Below are 15,901 nucleotides of genomic sequence, written 5' to 3' on the forward strand. Positions count from 1 at the left end.
CAAAAGAGACGACAGACCCACCCCGAAGAGGAGACATCCATGCAGCTCACATCCCTGGTCAAGATCCTTGCCGTCTCGGCGTCGCTCGCGGCAATGCCGATCGCCGCATCGGCCGAGGCGGCCTATCCGGCGCGCGCCATCAAGATCGTCGTGCCCGCGCCGCCGGGCGGCGCCATCGACACCATTGCCCGCGTCGTCGGCGACAAGCTCGCGGTGTCGATGGGCCAGCCGGTGATCGTCGACAACAGGCCCGGCGCTTCCAACAACCTCGGCACCGACGTTCTCGCCAAGTCGGCGCCCGATGGCTACACGATCGGCATCGTCGGCGGCAGCCACAACATCAACAAGTTCCTGTTCAAGAACCTCGGCTGGGATCCGGAAAAAAGCTTTGAGCCCATCGTCTACAGCCACGAGGTTCCGCTGGTGTTCGCCATCTACCCGCAGCTTCCGGCCCGGACGCTGCCCGAGCTGGTGGCGTGGATGAAGGCCCATCCGGACGAGGCCAAGGTTGCCACCTCCGGGCGCGGCAGCGCGCAGGAAATGGCGGCCGAGATGTTCCGCATGGCCAGCGGCGCGCCGATGCTGCTGGTGCCCTACAAGGGCTCGTCCGCCGCGCACCCGGACCTGCTGGCCGGACGCACGGCGCTCTTCATCGACACCATCAGTGCCATCCAGCCGCAGGTGAAGGCCGGCAACGTGCGCGCCGTGGCGGTGTCGACGCGCAAGCGGACAAGCTCGCTGCCCGATGTGCCGACCGCGGACGAGCAGGGATTGAAGGGCTACGACGCCAACACGAACGGCGGCTTCCTGGCGCCGGCCGGCACGCCCAAGGCCGTCATCGCCAAGCTGAATGCCGAGATCAACGCGGCGCTCAAGCTGCCCGATGTGCGGGCGAAGTTGGAGGCTGCCGGCATCGAGATACAGGGCGGCACGCCGCAGGAATACGCCGCACTGATCAGGTCCGACCTTGTCAAGTGGGGCAGGGTGGTGAAGGAGGCGGGGATCCAGGCGGAGTGAGGGCCCCGAGAGCTTGATGGCCGGATTCGATCGGACTAATCTCGGCCTTCAAGCCGCCCGCCGGCCGGAGGTGCCCATCATGCAAACGGTGAATCCCGAAGTGACCACGGAAGTGTTGCAGGCATTTGCCGATGCATGGAACCGGCACGATGTCGATGCGCTCATGTCGTTCATGACAGCCGACTGCGTCTTCGAAGCCTCCGCCGGCGCCGAGGCCTGCGGCACCCGATACGTCGGCAGTGCGGCGGTGCGAGCTGCCTTTGCGGAAGTCTGGGCTGTCTTTCCCGATGCCCACTGGGGGAGCGCGCGCCATTTTGTCCATGGGGACCGCGGCGTGTCGGAGTGGACGTTCACGGGAACACGCACGGACGGAGCCCGCATCGAAGTCCAAGGCTGCGATCTGTTTACTTTTCGTGCCGGCAAGATTCTTCTGAAGAACTCCTATCGCAAGAACCGTCCGCCCGCTGCGGCGGCGCCGCCGCGGTGACGCTTGCCCCGAAAAGAGGAATCATGACAGCGAACGCCCTACGCTTCATTCTCTTGCTGCTGCTGGCGCTGCTCGTCGGCACGATGTTCGGCATCTGGGCCGGCTACAGCCCGGCGGCGCTCTCGGCGTCGGCCTACGTCGAACAGCAGCAGAACGCGATCCGGTCGCTCAACACCTTGATGCCCGCCATCGGCGCCGCGTGCATCGTTCTCACCGTCTGGCTTGCGATCCTGGCGAAGGATGATGCGCGTGCCCGCTACCTGCTGGTTGCTGCTGTCGTCTGCCTGCTGGCCGCCGCCTTGGTCACGCGCTTCGGCAACCAGCCGATCAACGCGATTGTCATGACCTGGAACCCGCAGAGTCCGCCGGCGGAGTGGGCGCAGCTGCGCGACGTCTGGTGGCGATGGCACATGGTGCGCGCGTCGGCTGGCATTGCCAGCCTCGGCTTGGTCCTGCTCGCGGTGCTTGGTGACCGCAGGCGTTGAAGCCATCGCTGCGTCGAACTGAAATCCCTAGCGCTTCCACTCGACGGGGCATCCCGATGTCCGCGCGGTCTCGCCAGCGGGCTTCGAGGCAAGGCCCTTCTTGAATCACGCGGCCTGGCTCGTCACCCTGTGGACCAGCCAGCCAAACCCGCTAAAGACCGCGCCGATGACACCCGCGATGAGCGTGCCGCCCCACAGTTCAAACCAATCGTCGAGCAGCAGGTCGCGCGGATCGGAGGGCTGGAAGAACACGCCGACGGATTCTCCGACCTCGTAGCGCGGCGTGCCGCTGCTGCTCGACGATGTGAAGTCGATGAGCGCGCCGGACGGCTCCCGGAACTGCACGCGCGGCCGCCAGGTGCCGTCGGGGTTGTTCTTGCTGCTGCTTCGCACGTGCTCCAGGTCCGTCACCTCGCCCTCGGCACGATCGGCAGAGGCGATGAAAGCGAGCCGCTGATAGAACAGAAATCCCGACAGCGTGAGCAGTGCAATGCCGATGAGGGAAAGAACAAACTTGGCGCAGGTTTCGATCTTCATTCGATGGAGGGTGCGGGCACTCTGATTTTCTGCGTCGGGAAAGACGCATGCAATTATGTGGCCGCAGCGAACGTCCCCCTTCAGCCTCCAGCGCGCCTGGCCATCAAGGAGGGGCGGCTGGTTCCGGTCCTGCAGGACTGGTGACCGACCTTCCCGGGCTACCACCTCTACTACGCCAACCGGCGCCAGCTTTCTCCGGGGCTCTCCGTGTTCTTCAGCGCAGCGACGCGTGGATCAGCTTCTGCACCGCAAAGAGCGGCTTGAGCTGGTCTTCCCGGTAATAGTTGCCCATGAAGATGACATACACCAGTTCGAGCGCTGGAATGACGACCAGCCGCTGGCCTCCGAGTCCGATCGCCATGTAGGCTGGCGAGCCATCCTGGCGCTGGATCACATACCAGTGGTAGCCATATCGGAGGCCTTCGAAAGCGTCGGCGCGCGGCGTCAGCGACTCGGAGATCCAATCCTTCGGAACCAGCGCCCGGCCGTTCCACTCGCCGCGCTGGAGCAGCAGCTGGCCAACGCGAGCCAGATCCGGCGCGCGCATGCGCAGACCCGATGCGGCGGCCGCTTCTCCGTTGAAACCACGGGTCCACTCGACGTTCTCGATGCCCATGGGCGAGAACAGCTTGTCGCGTGCGTAATCGAGCAGCGGCACGCCCGCACCCTTGGCGATGAGATGGCTCAGCACGGCCGTTGCGCCGCCCGAGTAGCGCCACCGCTCGCCCGGCTTGGCAACGATGGGGCGCTCCAGCACATAGCGGTAGCGATCCTTGCTGCGCTCCATCGAAATTTCGCTGTTGCGCGGATCGGTGTAGGGCAGGTCCTCGTTCCATTCCAGGCCCATCGTCATCGCGAGGGCATGGGAGATGCGCAGCGCGCGCCGGCGTTCGTCGCTGGCCAGGTCGGGGTACGCGGGAAAGGCATCCAGCAGCGGCGCATCGAGCGCGGGAACCTTGCCTTCGGCGAGTGCGATGCCGTAGAGCAAGCCTACGATGCTCTTGCTGACGGAACGAAGGTCGTGCAAGGTGTCGGCGCTGAATGCAACCGTGCCCAGCGGCGTACCCCAGCGTTCGTCCGGGCCTTCGAAGTAGCGCTCCATCTCGACCCGGCCTTTGCGCGCAATGAAGACGGCATGCAGATTCGCGAACTCGCCGCTTTTCACGCCCTGGTCCAGGCGCGCCGCAAGATCCGGCGCCATTCCGCTGGACTCCGGACTGCCTCGCGTCCATTGGAATGGCGTTGCTGCGAATCCCCGTCCCATGCAGGCAAGTGCAGCTGCGGCGCCGCCCGTCATGAGCACGCTGCGTCTTCGCTGGCTGTGGAATTGCTTGGGACCTGCCATGTCGAGCCGGATCGTGGCCGGGATCTTGCCATCTCCAGCGGCAGCACTGCTGCCGAGTGCCCGACGGCTACGGGTTAGTCCCGTCTCATCAACTCATGAGGTCATCATACCATCACACCACTATATGACCCCTCAGGAGAAATTCGGTATGAAGACTTCCATCGCCCTCTTGGGCGCCGGCGGAAAAATGGGCGTTCGGCTCGCGAAGAACCTGCGCAACTCCCGCTTCGAGGTGCGCCACGTGGAGGTCAGCGACGTCGGGCGCCAGCGCCTGCGCGACGAACTGGGCGTGGAATGCGCGGACCCGGTGCGCGCGCTGGACAACGTGCAGGTGGTGATCCTCGCCATACCTGACACCGCCATCGGTAAGGTCGCCGCGCAGATCGCGCCGCAGCTCGCCCCCGGCACCATGGTGATGACGCTGGATGCGGCCGCGCCCTTTGCCGGGCACCTGCCGCAGCGGCCCGACCTGGTGTACTTCGTCGCCCATCCCTGCCACCCGCCGATCTTCAGCGACGCGCTGCACCAGAGCGGCCAGCCCGACTTTTTCGGCGGCGCGCACGCACCGCAATCGGTGGTGAGCGCGCTCATGCAGGGCGCGCCGGCCGACTTCGACCTGGGCGAGGAGATCGCCAGGACCATCTACGCGCCGATCCTGCGCTCGTACCGCGTCACGGTCGAGCAGATGGCGCTGCTGGAGCCCGGCCTGTCCGAGACCGTCTGCGCCACGCTGCTGGACACCATGCGCGAGGCCATGGACGCGGTGGTCGCGCGCGGCGTGCCGCACGACTGCGCACGCGACTTCCTGCTGGGCCACATGACGATCCTCGCCGCCGTGATCTTCAAGGAGATCCCCGGCGTGTTCTCCGATGCCTGCAACAAGGCCATCACCTTCGGCAAGCCGCGCCTGCTGCGGGACGACTGGCTCAAGGTGTTCGACCGCGAAGAGATCGCAAAGAGCATCGAGCGCATCACCTGAGCGCACGCGCGCCGCAGGTTTTTCCGGCACCCGCCGCAAAGCGCCGACACGGGCGCGCGGCCGCATCCACCCGATCGACAACCCCACGAGGAGACACCGTGACCCATCGCTTCCGCTTTCGCCGTACCCTGGCTGCGCCCCTGGCCGCCGCGCTCCTGACCCTGGCCGCAGCCGCCGGCGCGCAGGCGCAGACCGTGCTCAAGATCGGCTACACGCCGGCGCAGGGCTCGCACTACTGGGTGGGCGCCACCACCTTCTGTGCCGAGATCGAGAAGGGCACGCAGGCGCGCTACAAGTGCCAGCAGTTCCCGAGCTCGGCGCTCGGCGGCGAGCGCGAGCAGATCGAGGCCGTGCAGCTCGGCACGCAGGACGCGGTGATCACCTCCACCGGCCCCGTGGGCAACTTCGTGCCCGAGATCAAGGTGGTGGACATCCCCTTCCTGTTTCGCGACTACGAGCATGCGCGCAAGGTGTTCGACGGCCCGATCGGCCAGGACATGCTGACCAAGTTCCCGAGCAAGGGCCTGGTCGCGCTGGCCTGGACGGAGAACGGCTTTCGCCACCTCACCAACAGCAAGCGCCCGGTCCTCAAGCCCGAGGACACCAAGGGCCTGAAGGTTCGCACCATGGAGAACAAGGTGCACATGGACGGCTACCGCACCTTCGGCATGCAGCCCACGCCCATGTCCTTCCCCGAAGTGTTCGGCGCGCTGCAGCAGGGCACGGTGGACGGGCAGGAGAATCCCATCCCCATCATCACCACGGCCAAGTTCTCGCAGGTGCAGAAGCACCTTTCGCTCACCGGCCACGTGTACTCGCCCGCGCTGCTGCTGCTCACCCCGAAGGTCTGGAACAAGCTCAGCGATGCCGACAAGAAGGTGTTTGCCGAGGCCGCGCGCCTGAGCGTGGCCGCGCAGCGCAAGAAGGTCGACGAGGACGACGCCACCGGCGTGGCCCAGCTCGAGAAAGAGGGCATGCAGGTCGTGCGCAACGTCGACAAGAAGGCCTTCCAGGATGCGCTCAAGCCCGCCTACGCCGCCTATGCGAAGGAATTCGGCGCCGACAACATCAAGAAGATCCAGGACGTGCACTGACGCCACCGGCCGCGCCGCGCCTACGTTCGCCAAAACCATGCAAACATTCGAACGCTACCTGCTCGGTGCCAACCGCTGGGCGCTGATCCTTCTGCTGGCCGCCATGTCGGTGATCATCTTCGTCAACGTGGCGCTGCGCTACCTCACCAACGCCTCGCTCGAATGGGCGGAGGAGGTCGCGCGCTACCTCATGATCTGGCTGACCTTCCTCGGCGCGGGCCCGGTGCTGCGCTACGGCGGCCACATCGCCGTGGAGAACCTGCAGGATGCGCTGCCGCGCCCGGCCGCCGTGGCGCTGCGCGCGCTCGTGGCCCTGCTGCTGTTCGCCTTCTTCGGCTTCATGGTCTGGTACGGCTGGCTGTACATGGAGCGCACCATGTTCCAGCTCACGCCGGTCACGCAAATTCCGTTCGCCTACGTCTACAGCGCCATGGTGATCGGCGGCGTGCTGCTTACCGTGCACCTGCTGTTCATCGTGCGCGGCTATGCGCTGCGGCGCGAGTTCGCGGCGGACGGCCACTTCGACGCCAACGCGAGTGCCTCGCTATGAGCGCTTCCCTCGTCCTGGTGCTGTCGGCCTGCTTCTTCCTGGCCATCGGCGTGCCCGTGGCCTTTGCGCTGGGTCTGGCCACGGCCGCCGCGCTGGTGCTGGCCGAGAACTTTCCGCTGATGGTGCTGCTGAAGGAAACGTTCACCGGCATGGACAGTTTTCCGCTGATGGCCGTGCCCTTCTTCATCCTCGCGGCCGAGCTCATGAGCGGCGGCTCGCTCACAGAGGTGCTGCTGCGCTTTGCCGGCCAGTTCGTCGGCCACAAGCGCGGCGGGTTGGGCTATACCAACGTGGTGTCGCTGACCTTCTTCTCGGGCATCTCGGGCTCGGCGCTGGCCGACGCCGCGGGCCCGGGCTCGATGCTCATCAAGATGATGGACAAGGCCGGCTACGGCCGCGCCTACGCGGCGGCGCTCACGGCGTCGACCGCCATCGTCGGGCCGATCATCCCGCCGTCGATCATCATGATCATCTACGCGCTGCAGGACGATGCGGTGTCCGTCGGCGCGCTGTTCGCGGCCGGCATCATGCCGGGCATCCTGATCGCGGTGGCGATGTGCATCGTCAACTTCCGCGTCTCGCGCCAGCGCAACTACCGCGGCGAAGGCACGATGCCGCCGCTGGCCGAGATCCTCGCCACGACCTGGCGCGCCATCCCCGCGATCCTGCTGCCGGTGGTGATCCTGGGCGGCATGCGCGCGGGCTGGTTCACGCCGACGGAAGCCTCCGTGGTGGCGGTGTTCTACGCGCTGGTCTGCGGCAAGTTCGTCTACCGCACGCTGGAGTGGAAGGCGCTGCCCGACATCCTCGCGCGCTCGGCGCTGCTGTCGGCCTCGGTGCTCATCATCATCGGCATGTCGGCCTCGTTCGCCTGGATACTGACCATCGAGGGCATCCCGCAGATGCTCGCCCAGTGGCTGGTCGGCATGAACCTGTCGCCGTGGATGTTCCTGCTCATCGTGAACGTCTTCCTGCTGCTGTTCGGAATCTTCATCGAGCCGCTGCCGGGCGTGATGGTGCTGGTGCCGATCCTGGCGCCGGTGGCGCTCAAGCTCGGCATCGACCCGGTGCACTTCGCGATGGTCGTGATCGTGAACCTCACGCTGGGCATGATCACGCCGCCGGTGGGCGGGCTGCTGTTCGTCACCTGCAATGTCTCGCGCGTGCCGATGGCGCAGCTGGTGCGCGAGCTCGTGCCGTTTCTCTGGGCGCACGGCGCCGTGCTGGTGCTGTTGACCTTCATGCCGATGCTGTCCACCTGGCTGCCGCGCACGCTCGGATTCAAGTAGAGAGAGAAAGACACCGAACCATGGTCCTGCCCCGCCCCTTCCTCCGCCTCGTCGAACGCCGCGACCCGCCATGACCGGGCTGCCCGCACTTTCCGCCGCCGACGGCCGCGTGCACGCACGCTACTGGCTGGAAACCGGCGACGACCCCGAGCGCACCGCCGCAGTCATCGCGGGCGAGCAGTCCAGCGGCACCTTCACGGCCGTGCCCGGCGAGACGCCCGCACTCAAGGAGCGCTCGGGCGCGCGCGTGGAGCGCGTGCACGTGCTCGGCCGCGTGGGCACGCCGAGCCTGCCCACGCGCCAGCGCGCCGCGAGCTACACGCAGTGCGTGCTCGACCTGTCGTGGCCGCTGGCGAACTTCGGCGTCTCGCTGCCCAACCTGATGGCCACCGTGGCCGGCAACCTGTTCGAGCTGCGCCAGGTCTCGGGCCTGCGCCTGCTCGACCTGGCGGTGCCGCAGGCCTTCGTCGACGGCTGCCCCGGCCCGGCCTTCGGCATCGCGGGCACGCGCGCGCTCGCGGGCGTGGCGCGCGGGCCGCTGGTCGGCACCATCGTCAAACCCAGCGTGGGCCTGTCGCCCGCAGAAACGGCCGAGACCGTGCGCGCACTCGTGGCCGGGGGCATCGACTTCATCAAGGACGACGAGCTGCAGGCCGACGGCCCGCACTGCCCCTTCGACGAGCGCGTGCGCGCCGTCATGGCCGTGGTCCGCGAGGCGGCCGAGCGCACCGGGCGCAAGCCCATGGTGGCCTTCAACCTCACGGGCGAGGTCGACGAGATGCGCCGCCGCCACGACCTGGTGCTGATGCAGGGCGGCACCTGCGTGATGGTCAGCCTGAACTCGGTGGGCCTCACCGGGCTGCTCGCGCTGCGCCGCCATTCGCAATTGCCGATCCATGCGCACCGCAATGGCTGGGGCTACCTGAACCGCTGTCCCGCGCTCGGCTGGGACTTCGCGCCGTGGCAGACGCTGTGGCGCCTGGCGGGTGCCGATCACCTGCATGTGAACGGCCTGGCCAACAAGTTCAGCGAGAGCGACGAAAGCGTGATCGCCGCGGCACGCGCCGTACTGGCACCGCTGTCTGCGCGCAATCCCATGGCCGCGATGCCTGTCTTCAGCTCGGGCCAGACCGGGCTGCAAGCCGCGCCGACCTATGCGGCGCTCGGCACCACCGACCTCATCCATGCCGCCGGCGGCGGCATCCTCGGCCACCCCGGCGGCATCGCCGCGGGCGTGGCCGCGATGCGCCAGGCCTGGCAGGCCGCGGTGGCCGGCGTGCCGCTGACCACGCACGCGACCGCGCACGCCGAACTCGCCCAGGCGCTCGAGGTCTGGTGATGCAGGACGGACTGCTGCTGGCCTACTACGGCGACGACTTCACCGGGTCCACCGACGCGCTGGAGGCGCTGACCAATTCAGGCGTATCCACGGTGCTGTTCTTCGAGACGCCCGATGCGCAGATGCTCGCGCGCTTTCCCGGCGTGCGCGCCGTGGGACTGGCCGGCCAGGCGCGCAGCCGCGATCCCGCGTGGATGCGCGAGCAGCTCGCGCCTGCGCTCGCCGCGCTCGCAAGGCTCGGCGCGCCGGTGCTGCAGTACAAAATCTGCTCGACCTTCGACTCCTCACCCGCGATCGGCTCGATCGGCTGCGCCATCGACCTGGGTGTGCCGCTCATGCGCGGGCGCTGGTCGCCCATGGTGGTGGGGGCGCCGCGCCTGCGCCGCTACCAGGCCTTCGGCCACCTGTTCGCCGTGGCCGACGGCGAGGGCCATCGCCTGGACCGGCACCCGACCATGTCGCGCCACCCCGTCACGCCCATGCACGAGTCGGACCTGCGCATGCACCTGGGCGCGCAGACGCGGCGTGCGCGCGCGCTGGTGGACTTCACGCAGCTCAAGAGCGGCGGCGCCGAGGCCGCGCTGCGCGCCATCACAACGGCGCATGCGGACGAGGTGCCCGTGGTGCTGATCGACGTGCTCGACGAAGAAAGCCTGCGCGAAGCCGGACGGCTAGTGTGGGAGCAGCGCGGCGCGGGCCTGTTCAGCGCCTCGTCCTCGGGGCTCGACGACGCACTGGCCGCGCACTGGCAGGCCAGCGGCCTGCTCGCGAGCCGGCCGCCGCTGCCGCAGGCCGGCGCGGCCGGCAACGGCCTGGCCGTGGTCAGCGGCAGCTGCTCGCCCGTGACGGCCGCGCAGATCGCCTGGGCCGCCGGGCACGGGTTTGCCGCGCAGCGGCTGGACATTGCCCCGCTGCTGGCCGGCGACGAGCGCGCGATCGGCCAGGTGGCCGAAGCCGCGGCCCAGGCGCTGGCACGCGGCCACAGCCCGCTGCTGTACACCGCGCGCGGCCCCGACGACCCGGCCGTGCAGGCCTTCGACGACAGTGCGCGCGCCGCCGGCCTCACGCGCGCCGCAGCGGCCGCGCGCACGGGCCAGGCGCTCGCGCGCGTGACGCGCGCGCTGCTCGACCGCTGCCCCGCGCTGCGCCGCGTGGTGGTGGCCGGCGGCGACAGTTCGGGCGAAGTGGCCTCGGCCCTGGGCGTGCAGGCGCTGACCATGGCTGCGCAACTCGCGCCCGGCGCACCGCTGTGCCGGGCCGCCTCGCGCGATGCGCGGCGCGACGGGCTGGAGCTCGTGCTCAAGGGCGGCCAGATGGGCGCCGAGGACTTCTTCGGCACCGCGCGCGACGGTGTGGCCAAGTGATAATGGCCTGCAGGCAGCCGCGCGCCTTCATGCCCTTCTTCCATTGCGAACACCCACTCCATGACGGCAGTCAACCCGATCCAGAAACGCAAGCTCTACCAGGACGTGGTGGAGCGGCTGATGCAGCGCATCAGCACGGGCGAGATCCGGCCCGGCGACCAGTTGCCGCCCGAGCGCGAGCTGATGGACGTGTACGGCGTGGGCCGGCCCGCGGTGCGCGAGGCGCTGCAGGCGCTGGAGCACTCGGGCATCGTGGAGATCTCGCACGGCGAGCGCGCGCGGGTGGTGATTCCCACCGCGCGCGACCTGATCGCGCAGATCGCCAGCGGCACGCGGCACATGCTGCAGGCCCAGCCCGACATGCTCGAACACCTCAAGCAGGCGCGCCTGCTCCTGGAGGAAGGCACCGCGCGCATGGCCGCGCAGCTGGCCACGCCCGAGGACGTGGCGGCGCTGCGCACGCGCATCGAGGAGCAGCGCGCCTCGCTCGTGAACATGGACGGCTTTCTTGCGCACGACATGGCTTTTCACCGCGAGATCGCGCGCATCAGCGGCAACCCGATCTTTCCCGCGGTGATCGAGGCCGTGTTCCAGTGGGCCGGCGACTACTACCAGCCCCTGGTGCGCGCGCCCGGTGCCGAGCGGCTCACGCTGCAGGAGCACACGCGCCTGGTCGATGCGATCGAGGCGCACGACCCGCAGGCCGCGGTGGCGGCCGTGCGCGCGCACGTCACGCGCTCCAATGCGCTGTACCAGCGCATCGCGGAAGAAGTACAAGGCCAGCGCTGAGCGCGCGCCGCGACGGCGCCCGCTTCGCAGCCGCGGCGCCTTCCATTCGTGCACGCGGCCCCCGGCCATGCGCGCCAGTGCCTTCTCACCCTTCATGCAACCCATCATGAACACCTACGACATTGCCACCATCGACGGCGACGGCATCGGCCCCGAGGTCTGCCAGTCGGCCATTGCCGTCCTGCGCGAGGCCTGCGGCGAGCGGCTGCGCTTCACCGCCTGGCCCGGCGGCGCCGCGCACCATGCGCGCACCGGCGCCGTGCTGCCCGAGGAAACCTTCGCGGCCTGCCGCAGCGCGCACGCCATCCTGCACGGCGCGGCCGGCCTGCCCGGCATCACCTACGCCGATGGCACCGAGGTCGGCAACGACCTGCACCTGCAGCTGCGCTTCAGGCTCGACCTGTATGCCAACGTGCGCCCGAACCGCCTGTACCGCGGCGTGCGCTCGCCGCTGGCCGGCTGGGAGGCCGGCGGCATCGACTATGTCATCGTGCGCGAGAACACCGAAGGCCTGTACGCCAGCCGCGGCGCCGGCGTGAACCTGCGCGGCGAGGTCGCCACCGACACCCTCGTGGTCACACGCAAGGGCGTGGAGCGGGTGGCGCGCTTCGCATTCGAACTCGCCCGCCGGCGCCAGGGCGCACCGCGCGACGGCCGGCGCCGCGTGACGGTGTGCGACAAGGCCAACATCCTGCGCAGCTACGCGTTCTTCCGCGCCATCTGCGACGAGGTGGCGCGCGGCTACGCGGACGTGGAGATCGACTACGCCTACGCCGACGCCATCACCGTGCACATGCTCAAGAAGCCCGACTTCTACGACGTCATCGTGGCCGAGAACATGTTCGGCGACATCATCTCCGACCTGGGCGCCGGCACGGTGGGCGGGCTGGGCATTGCGGCCTCGGCCGAGCTCGGCGACTCGCATGGCCTGTTCCAGGGCGCGCACGGCTCGGCGCCCGACATCGCGGGCCAGGACCTGGCCAGCCCGCTTGCTACCATCCTGTCCGGCGCGTTGATGCTGCGCTGGCTCGGCGAGCGCCATGGCGACGACGCACTGGTGCAAGGCGCCGCGCGCGTGGAGCGCGCCGTGGAGGACGTGCTGGCCGCCGGGCAGACGGTGCCGCGCGACCTCGGCGGCCAGGCGCGCTGCAGCGAGATCACGCAGGCTGTGTGCCGGCAGCTCGGCTGAAGGCGGCGGCATCCGCTACACATCACAACCCAGGAGACTCCCTTGAAAAAGAACATCGGCATGATCGGCATCGGCATGATGGGCCACGGCATTGCCAGCAACATCGTCAAGCACGGCTACCCGCTGGCCGTGCTCGAGCACCCGGGCAACCAGCCGCTGGACGCGCTCAAGGCCGCCGGCGCGCGCAGCTTCACGCGCGCGGCCGAGCTGGCGGCGCAGTCCGACATCGTCATCCTCGTGCTCACGGGTTCGCCCCAGGTCGAGGCCGTGCTCACGGGTGAGGGCGGCGTGCTGCAGGCCTTGCGCCCGGGCAGCATCGTCGTCGACTGCTCCACCGCGATTCCCGCTTCCACGCTGCGCATGGCCGAGGCCGTGCAGGCCGCAGGCAGCCGCTTCCTGGACACGCCGATGACGCGCACGCCCAAGGAAGCGGCCGAAGGCCGGCTCAACCTGCTGGTGGGCGGCGATGCGGCCCTGCTGGAAGAATGCCGCCCGCTGCTGTCGTGCTTTGCCGAGAACATCCTGCACGCGGGCCCGGTGGGCGCGGGCCATGGCATGAAGCTCCTGCACAACTTCGTGTCGCTGGGCACCGTGGCGCTGATCGCCGAGGCGGCGGCCTGCGCCGGCCAGCATGGCGTGGCGCCCGAGATGTTCGTGGAGATCCTGGCCAAGGGCGGCGGCGGCGGCGTGGCGCTGGAGCGGCTGCGGCCCTATCTCACGGCCAAGGACACGTCGAGCCTGCGCTTCTCGATCGCCAATGCGAGCAAGGACCTCGGCTACTACAACACCATGGCGGGCGATGCCGGCGCGCACCGCGACATTGCGGCGGCCGTGCTGCAGACGCTGCAGCATGCGCAAGGCCTGGCGCCCGAGGCCTTGGTCCCCGAGCTGGCGGACCTGCTGGCTCGGCGCTGAGCGCCCGCGACCGCCTGCATTTCACCGGCCGCGGCTTCCCGCCTTCGCACGGAAGTCGGGCGAGCGGGCGACTACCGCGCGGATCTCCTGCATCAGCGCGCGCGCACCGGGTGAGGGGAACGCGCCGAGGCGCTGGGTGAGGCCGATCTCGCGCCGCGTCTCATCGAGCGGAAAGTCGAGCACCACCAGGCTGGCGTTGCGGATCTCGTGGCGCAGCTGGTGGGCCGAGATCGCGGTCAGCATGTCGCTTTCGAGCAGCAGGCCGCGCAGCACCGCGAGGTCGCCGGTCTCCACCGCGGGAACCGGCGGCGCTTCGCGCGCGGCCGAGAAAAATCGCTCGAGCAGCTCGCGCGAAGGCGTGCCCTGGCGCGACAGCGCCCAGGTCGCCTGCCGCAGCGCATCGAAGTCGACACGCGCGGCGCGCGCCAGCGGATGGCCGGCGCGCGCGATCACCGAGATGCGGTCTTCGAACAGCGCTTCCTGCTGCAGGTCGCGCGCCTCGGCGCTGCCGCGCAGCGCGCCGAGGATGAAGTCGATGTCGCCGCTGCGCAGCGACGCCGCCAGTGCGTCGTAAGGACTTTCGACCGTGGCGACGTGCAGCCCCGGATGGCGCGCGAGCAGCGAGGCGATCGCTTGCGGCAGTATCTGCGTGCGGCCGAGCGGCAGTGCTCCCACGTTCACGCTGCCCTGCAGCATGCCTTCGCTGGCGGCGATGTCGGGCCCGACGTGGCGCAGCTCCGCGAGCACGCGCTTGAAATGGAAGGCCACGATCTCGCCGGCCGGCGTGGGCACGAGGCCGCGCGTCCTGCGCTCGAGCAGCGCGACGCCGAGCCCCCCCTCCAGGTCCTTCAGCGCGCTGCTGATCGCCGGCTGCGTGATGCCGAACTCGCGCGCGACGGCCGGCATGTTGCGCTTTTCCACCAGGCTCGCAATCACCGCAAGGCGCCGGCCGTTGAGGATCGACGCGAAGAGCGAATGCACGTCGGCGGCGGCGCCGATGCCGCCGCGCGCGACGAGCTGGGCGCGCGCATCCTCGAACTCGCGCTCGATGCGGCGCGCGCGCAGCAGCACCAGGTCGCCGTAGGAGTTCAGCGCCATGCCGCGCGGGCCGCGGTCGAACAGCGGCCGGCCGAGCGCGCCTTCGAGCTCGGAGATGGCGCGCGTCACGCCCGAGGCAACGCGGAACAGCTGCTCGTCCGCAGCCCTGGCGATGCTGCCGGCCGCCGCCACGGCCGTGAACGCGCGCAGGTGCCGCAGGTTGAGGCTCAGCGCATGCGTGTGCGTGCGGTCGATCACCTTGTCTTGCAGCTGGCTTTGGCCCGTCATTCCAGAGATGCCTGGGAACGAACCCTGGCCGATAAGAAAGTCTGATGGTAGGGCAACCCGAACTCACGCCACGCGGCGGCGCCCGGAACCACACTTGACGCAAGGGCCGGCGCACGCGCTGCGCATGCCGGCAAAGACACCACCCAGCCACCAATGGAACCGCCCATGATCATCGACTGCCACGGCCACTACACCACGGCGCCCAAGGCGCTGGAGAACTGGCGCAGCCAGCAGATCGCGGGCCTGAAAGACCCCGCGCTGAAGCCCCGCGCCGCCGACCTGAAGATCAGCGATGACGAGCTGCGCGAGTCGATCGAGGGCAACCAGCTGCGCCTCATGAAGGAGCGCGGCAGCGACCTGACGATCTTCAGCCCGCGCGCGAGCTTCATGGCCCACCACATCGGCGACTTCGAGACCTCGTCGACCTGGGCCGCCATCTGCAACGAGCTGTGCTTTCGGGTGAGCGAGCTGTTCCCCGACCACTTCATCGGCGCGGCCATGCTGCCGCAGTCGCCCGGCGTGGACCCGCGCAGCTGCATTCCGGAGCTCGAGCGCTGCGTGCGGGAGTACGGCTTCGTGGCCATCAACCTCAACCCTGATCCCTCGGGCGGGCACTGGACCTCGCCGCCGCTGTCGGACCGCCACTGGTATCCGCTCTACGAGAAGATGGTCGAGCACGACATTCCGGCGATGGTGCATGTGAGCACGAGCTGCAACGCCTGCTTCCATACCACCGGCGCGCACTACCTGAATGCCGACACCACGGCCTTCATGCAGTGCCTCACCTCGGACCTGTTCGCCGACTTTCCGACGCTGCGCTTCGTGATCCCGCACGGCGGCGGCGCGGTGCCCTACCACTGGGGGCGCTTTCGCGGCCTGGCGCAGGAGATGAAGAAGCCGGTGCTCAAGGACCACCTGCTCAACAACATCTTCTTCGACACCTGCGTGTACCACCAGCCGGGCATCGACCTGCTGGCGCGCGTGATCCCGGTCGACAACATCCTGTTCGCGAGCGAAATGATCGGCGCGGTGCGCGGCATCGATCCCGAGACCGGCTTCTTCTACGACGACACGCGCCGCTACATCGAGGCCACGTCCATGCTCGACGCCGAGGCGCGGCACAAGGTGTTCGAAGGCAACGCACGCCGCGTGTACCCGCGCCTGGACCGCGCACTCATCGCCAAGGGGCTCTGATC

General features: G+C 69.0%; 16 protein-coding genes. 13 read left to right on the forward strand and 3 right to left on the reverse strand.

Annotated features, from left to right (window positions below; all coding sequences use genetic code 11):
- The first annotated feature begins 39 nt into the window (after positions 1 to 39).
- The 3 genes from EJO66_RS21060 to EJO66_RS21070 all read left to right on the forward strand — a co-directional run bounded on the left by EJO66_RS21060 (position 40) and on the right by EJO66_RS21070 (position 1,989).
- Positions 40 to 1,017 (forward strand): Bug family tripartite tricarboxylate transporter substrate binding protein, encoded by a 978-nt coding sequence (locus tag EJO66_RS21060; RefSeq protein WP_125965985.1) that lies wholly within the window; start codon positions 40 to 42, stop codon positions 1,015 to 1,017.
- A gap of 79 nt (positions 1,018 to 1,096) precedes the next feature.
- The gene (locus tag EJO66_RS21065) at positions 1,097 to 1,504 is read left to right on the forward strand and encodes a nuclear transport factor 2 family protein (protein WP_125965986.1); all 408 of its coding nucleotides are present in this window, start codon (positions 1,097 to 1,099) and stop codon (positions 1,502 to 1,504) included.
- Between the two features lie 23 nt (positions 1,505 to 1,527).
- Positions 1,528 to 1,989: an anthrone oxygenase family protein gene (locus tag EJO66_RS21070; RefSeq protein WP_125965987.1), complete on the forward strand. Its 462-nt coding sequence runs from the start codon at positions 1,528 to 1,530 to the stop codon at positions 1,987 to 1,989.
- 105 nt (positions 1,990 to 2,094) lie between these two features.
- On the opposite strand, the gene EJO66_RS21075 is transcribed toward EJO66_RS21070, so the two are convergent.
- Positions 2,095 to 2,526 (reverse strand): DUF3592 domain-containing protein, encoded by a 432-nt coding sequence (locus tag EJO66_RS21075; protein WP_125965988.1) that lies wholly within the window; start codon positions 2,524 to 2,526, stop codon positions 2,095 to 2,097.
- 214 nt (positions 2,527 to 2,740) lie between these two features.
- Positions 2,741 to 3,727 (reverse strand): serine hydrolase domain-containing protein, encoded by a 987-nt coding sequence (locus EJO66_RS21085; RefSeq protein WP_125965989.1) that lies wholly within the window; start codon positions 3,725 to 3,727, stop codon positions 2,741 to 2,743.
- Positions 3,728 to 4,019: 292 nt separating this feature from the next.
- Between EJO66_RS21085 and EJO66_RS21090 the strand changes: the two genes are divergently transcribed.
- From EJO66_RS21090 to EJO66_RS21130, 9 genes are all read left to right on the forward strand, one after another.
- On the forward strand, positions 4,020 to 4,850 hold the full coding sequence (locus EJO66_RS21090; protein ID WP_125965990.1) for a phosphogluconate dehydrogenase C-terminal domain-containing protein: 831 nt from the start codon (positions 4,020 to 4,022) through the stop codon (positions 4,848 to 4,850).
- Between the two features lie 98 nt (positions 4,851 to 4,948).
- Positions 4,949 to 5,944 (forward strand): TRAP transporter substrate-binding protein, encoded by a 996-nt coding sequence (locus EJO66_RS21095; protein WP_125965991.1) that lies wholly within the window; start codon positions 4,949 to 4,951, stop codon positions 5,942 to 5,944.
- 37 nt (positions 5,945 to 5,981) lie between these two features.
- Positions 5,982 to 6,494 (forward strand): TRAP transporter small permease, encoded by a 513-nt coding sequence (locus EJO66_RS21100; protein ID WP_125965992.1) that lies wholly within the window; start codon positions 5,982 to 5,984, stop codon positions 6,492 to 6,494.
- Positions 6,491 to 7,783, forward strand: a complete 1,293-nt coding sequence (locus tag EJO66_RS21105) for a TRAP transporter large permease (RefSeq protein WP_124961259.1) — start codon at positions 6,491 to 6,493, stop codon at positions 7,781 to 7,783. Before EJO66_RS21100 ends, EJO66_RS21105 begins: the two co-directional genes overlap by 4 nt.
- Positions 7,784 to 7,853: 70 nt before the next feature.
- Positions 7,854 to 9,122: a ribulose-bisphosphate carboxylase large subunit family protein gene (locus tag EJO66_RS21110; RefSeq protein ID WP_125965993.1), complete on the forward strand. Its 1,269-nt coding sequence runs from the start codon at positions 7,854 to 7,856 to the stop codon at positions 9,120 to 9,122.
- Positions 9,122 to 10,486, forward strand: a complete 1,365-nt coding sequence (gene oiaK, locus EJO66_RS21115; RefSeq protein ID WP_125965994.1) for a 3-oxo-isoapionate kinase OiaK — start codon at positions 9,122 to 9,124, stop codon at positions 10,484 to 10,486. The genes EJO66_RS21110 and oiaK overlap by 1 nt, the downstream gene beginning before the upstream one ends.
- Before the next feature lie 60 nt (positions 10,487 to 10,546).
- Positions 10,547 to 11,275 (forward strand): transcriptional regulator NanR, encoded by a 729-nt coding sequence (gene nanR / locus EJO66_RS21120; RefSeq protein ID WP_125965995.1) that lies wholly within the window; start codon positions 10,547 to 10,549, stop codon positions 11,273 to 11,275.
- 106 nt (positions 11,276 to 11,381) lie between these two features.
- Positions 11,382 to 12,464, forward strand: a complete 1,083-nt coding sequence (locus EJO66_RS21125) for an isocitrate/isopropylmalate dehydrogenase family protein (RefSeq protein WP_125965996.1) — start codon at positions 11,382 to 11,384, stop codon at positions 12,462 to 12,464.
- Positions 12,465 to 12,506: 42 nt separating this feature from the next.
- Entirely contained in the window at positions 12,507 to 13,379 is an 873-nt protein-coding gene (locus tag EJO66_RS21130; RefSeq protein WP_125965997.1) for an NAD(P)-dependent oxidoreductase, read from the forward strand.
- A 21-nt stretch (positions 13,380 to 13,400) separates the two neighbouring features.
- On the opposite strand, the gene EJO66_RS21135 is transcribed toward EJO66_RS21130, so the two are convergent.
- The gene (locus tag EJO66_RS21135) at positions 13,401 to 14,705 is read right to left on the reverse strand and encodes a LysR family transcriptional regulator (RefSeq protein ID WP_125965998.1); all 1,305 of its coding nucleotides are present in this window, start codon (positions 14,703 to 14,705) and stop codon (positions 13,401 to 13,403) included.
- Between the two features lie 165 nt (positions 14,706 to 14,870).
- Here EJO66_RS21135 and EJO66_RS21140 point away from each other — a divergent pair, with 165 nt between their 5' ends.
- Entirely contained in the window at positions 14,871 to 15,899 is a 1,029-nt protein-coding gene (locus EJO66_RS21140; RefSeq protein WP_125965999.1) for an amidohydrolase family protein, read from the forward strand.
- Positions 15,900 to 15,901: the final 2 nt, after the last annotated feature.

It is taken from the genome of Variovorax beijingensis (genome assembly GCF_003951285.1).
GTDB lineage: Bacteria > Pseudomonadota > Gammaproteobacteria > Burkholderiales > Burkholderiaceae_C > Variovorax > Variovorax beijingensis.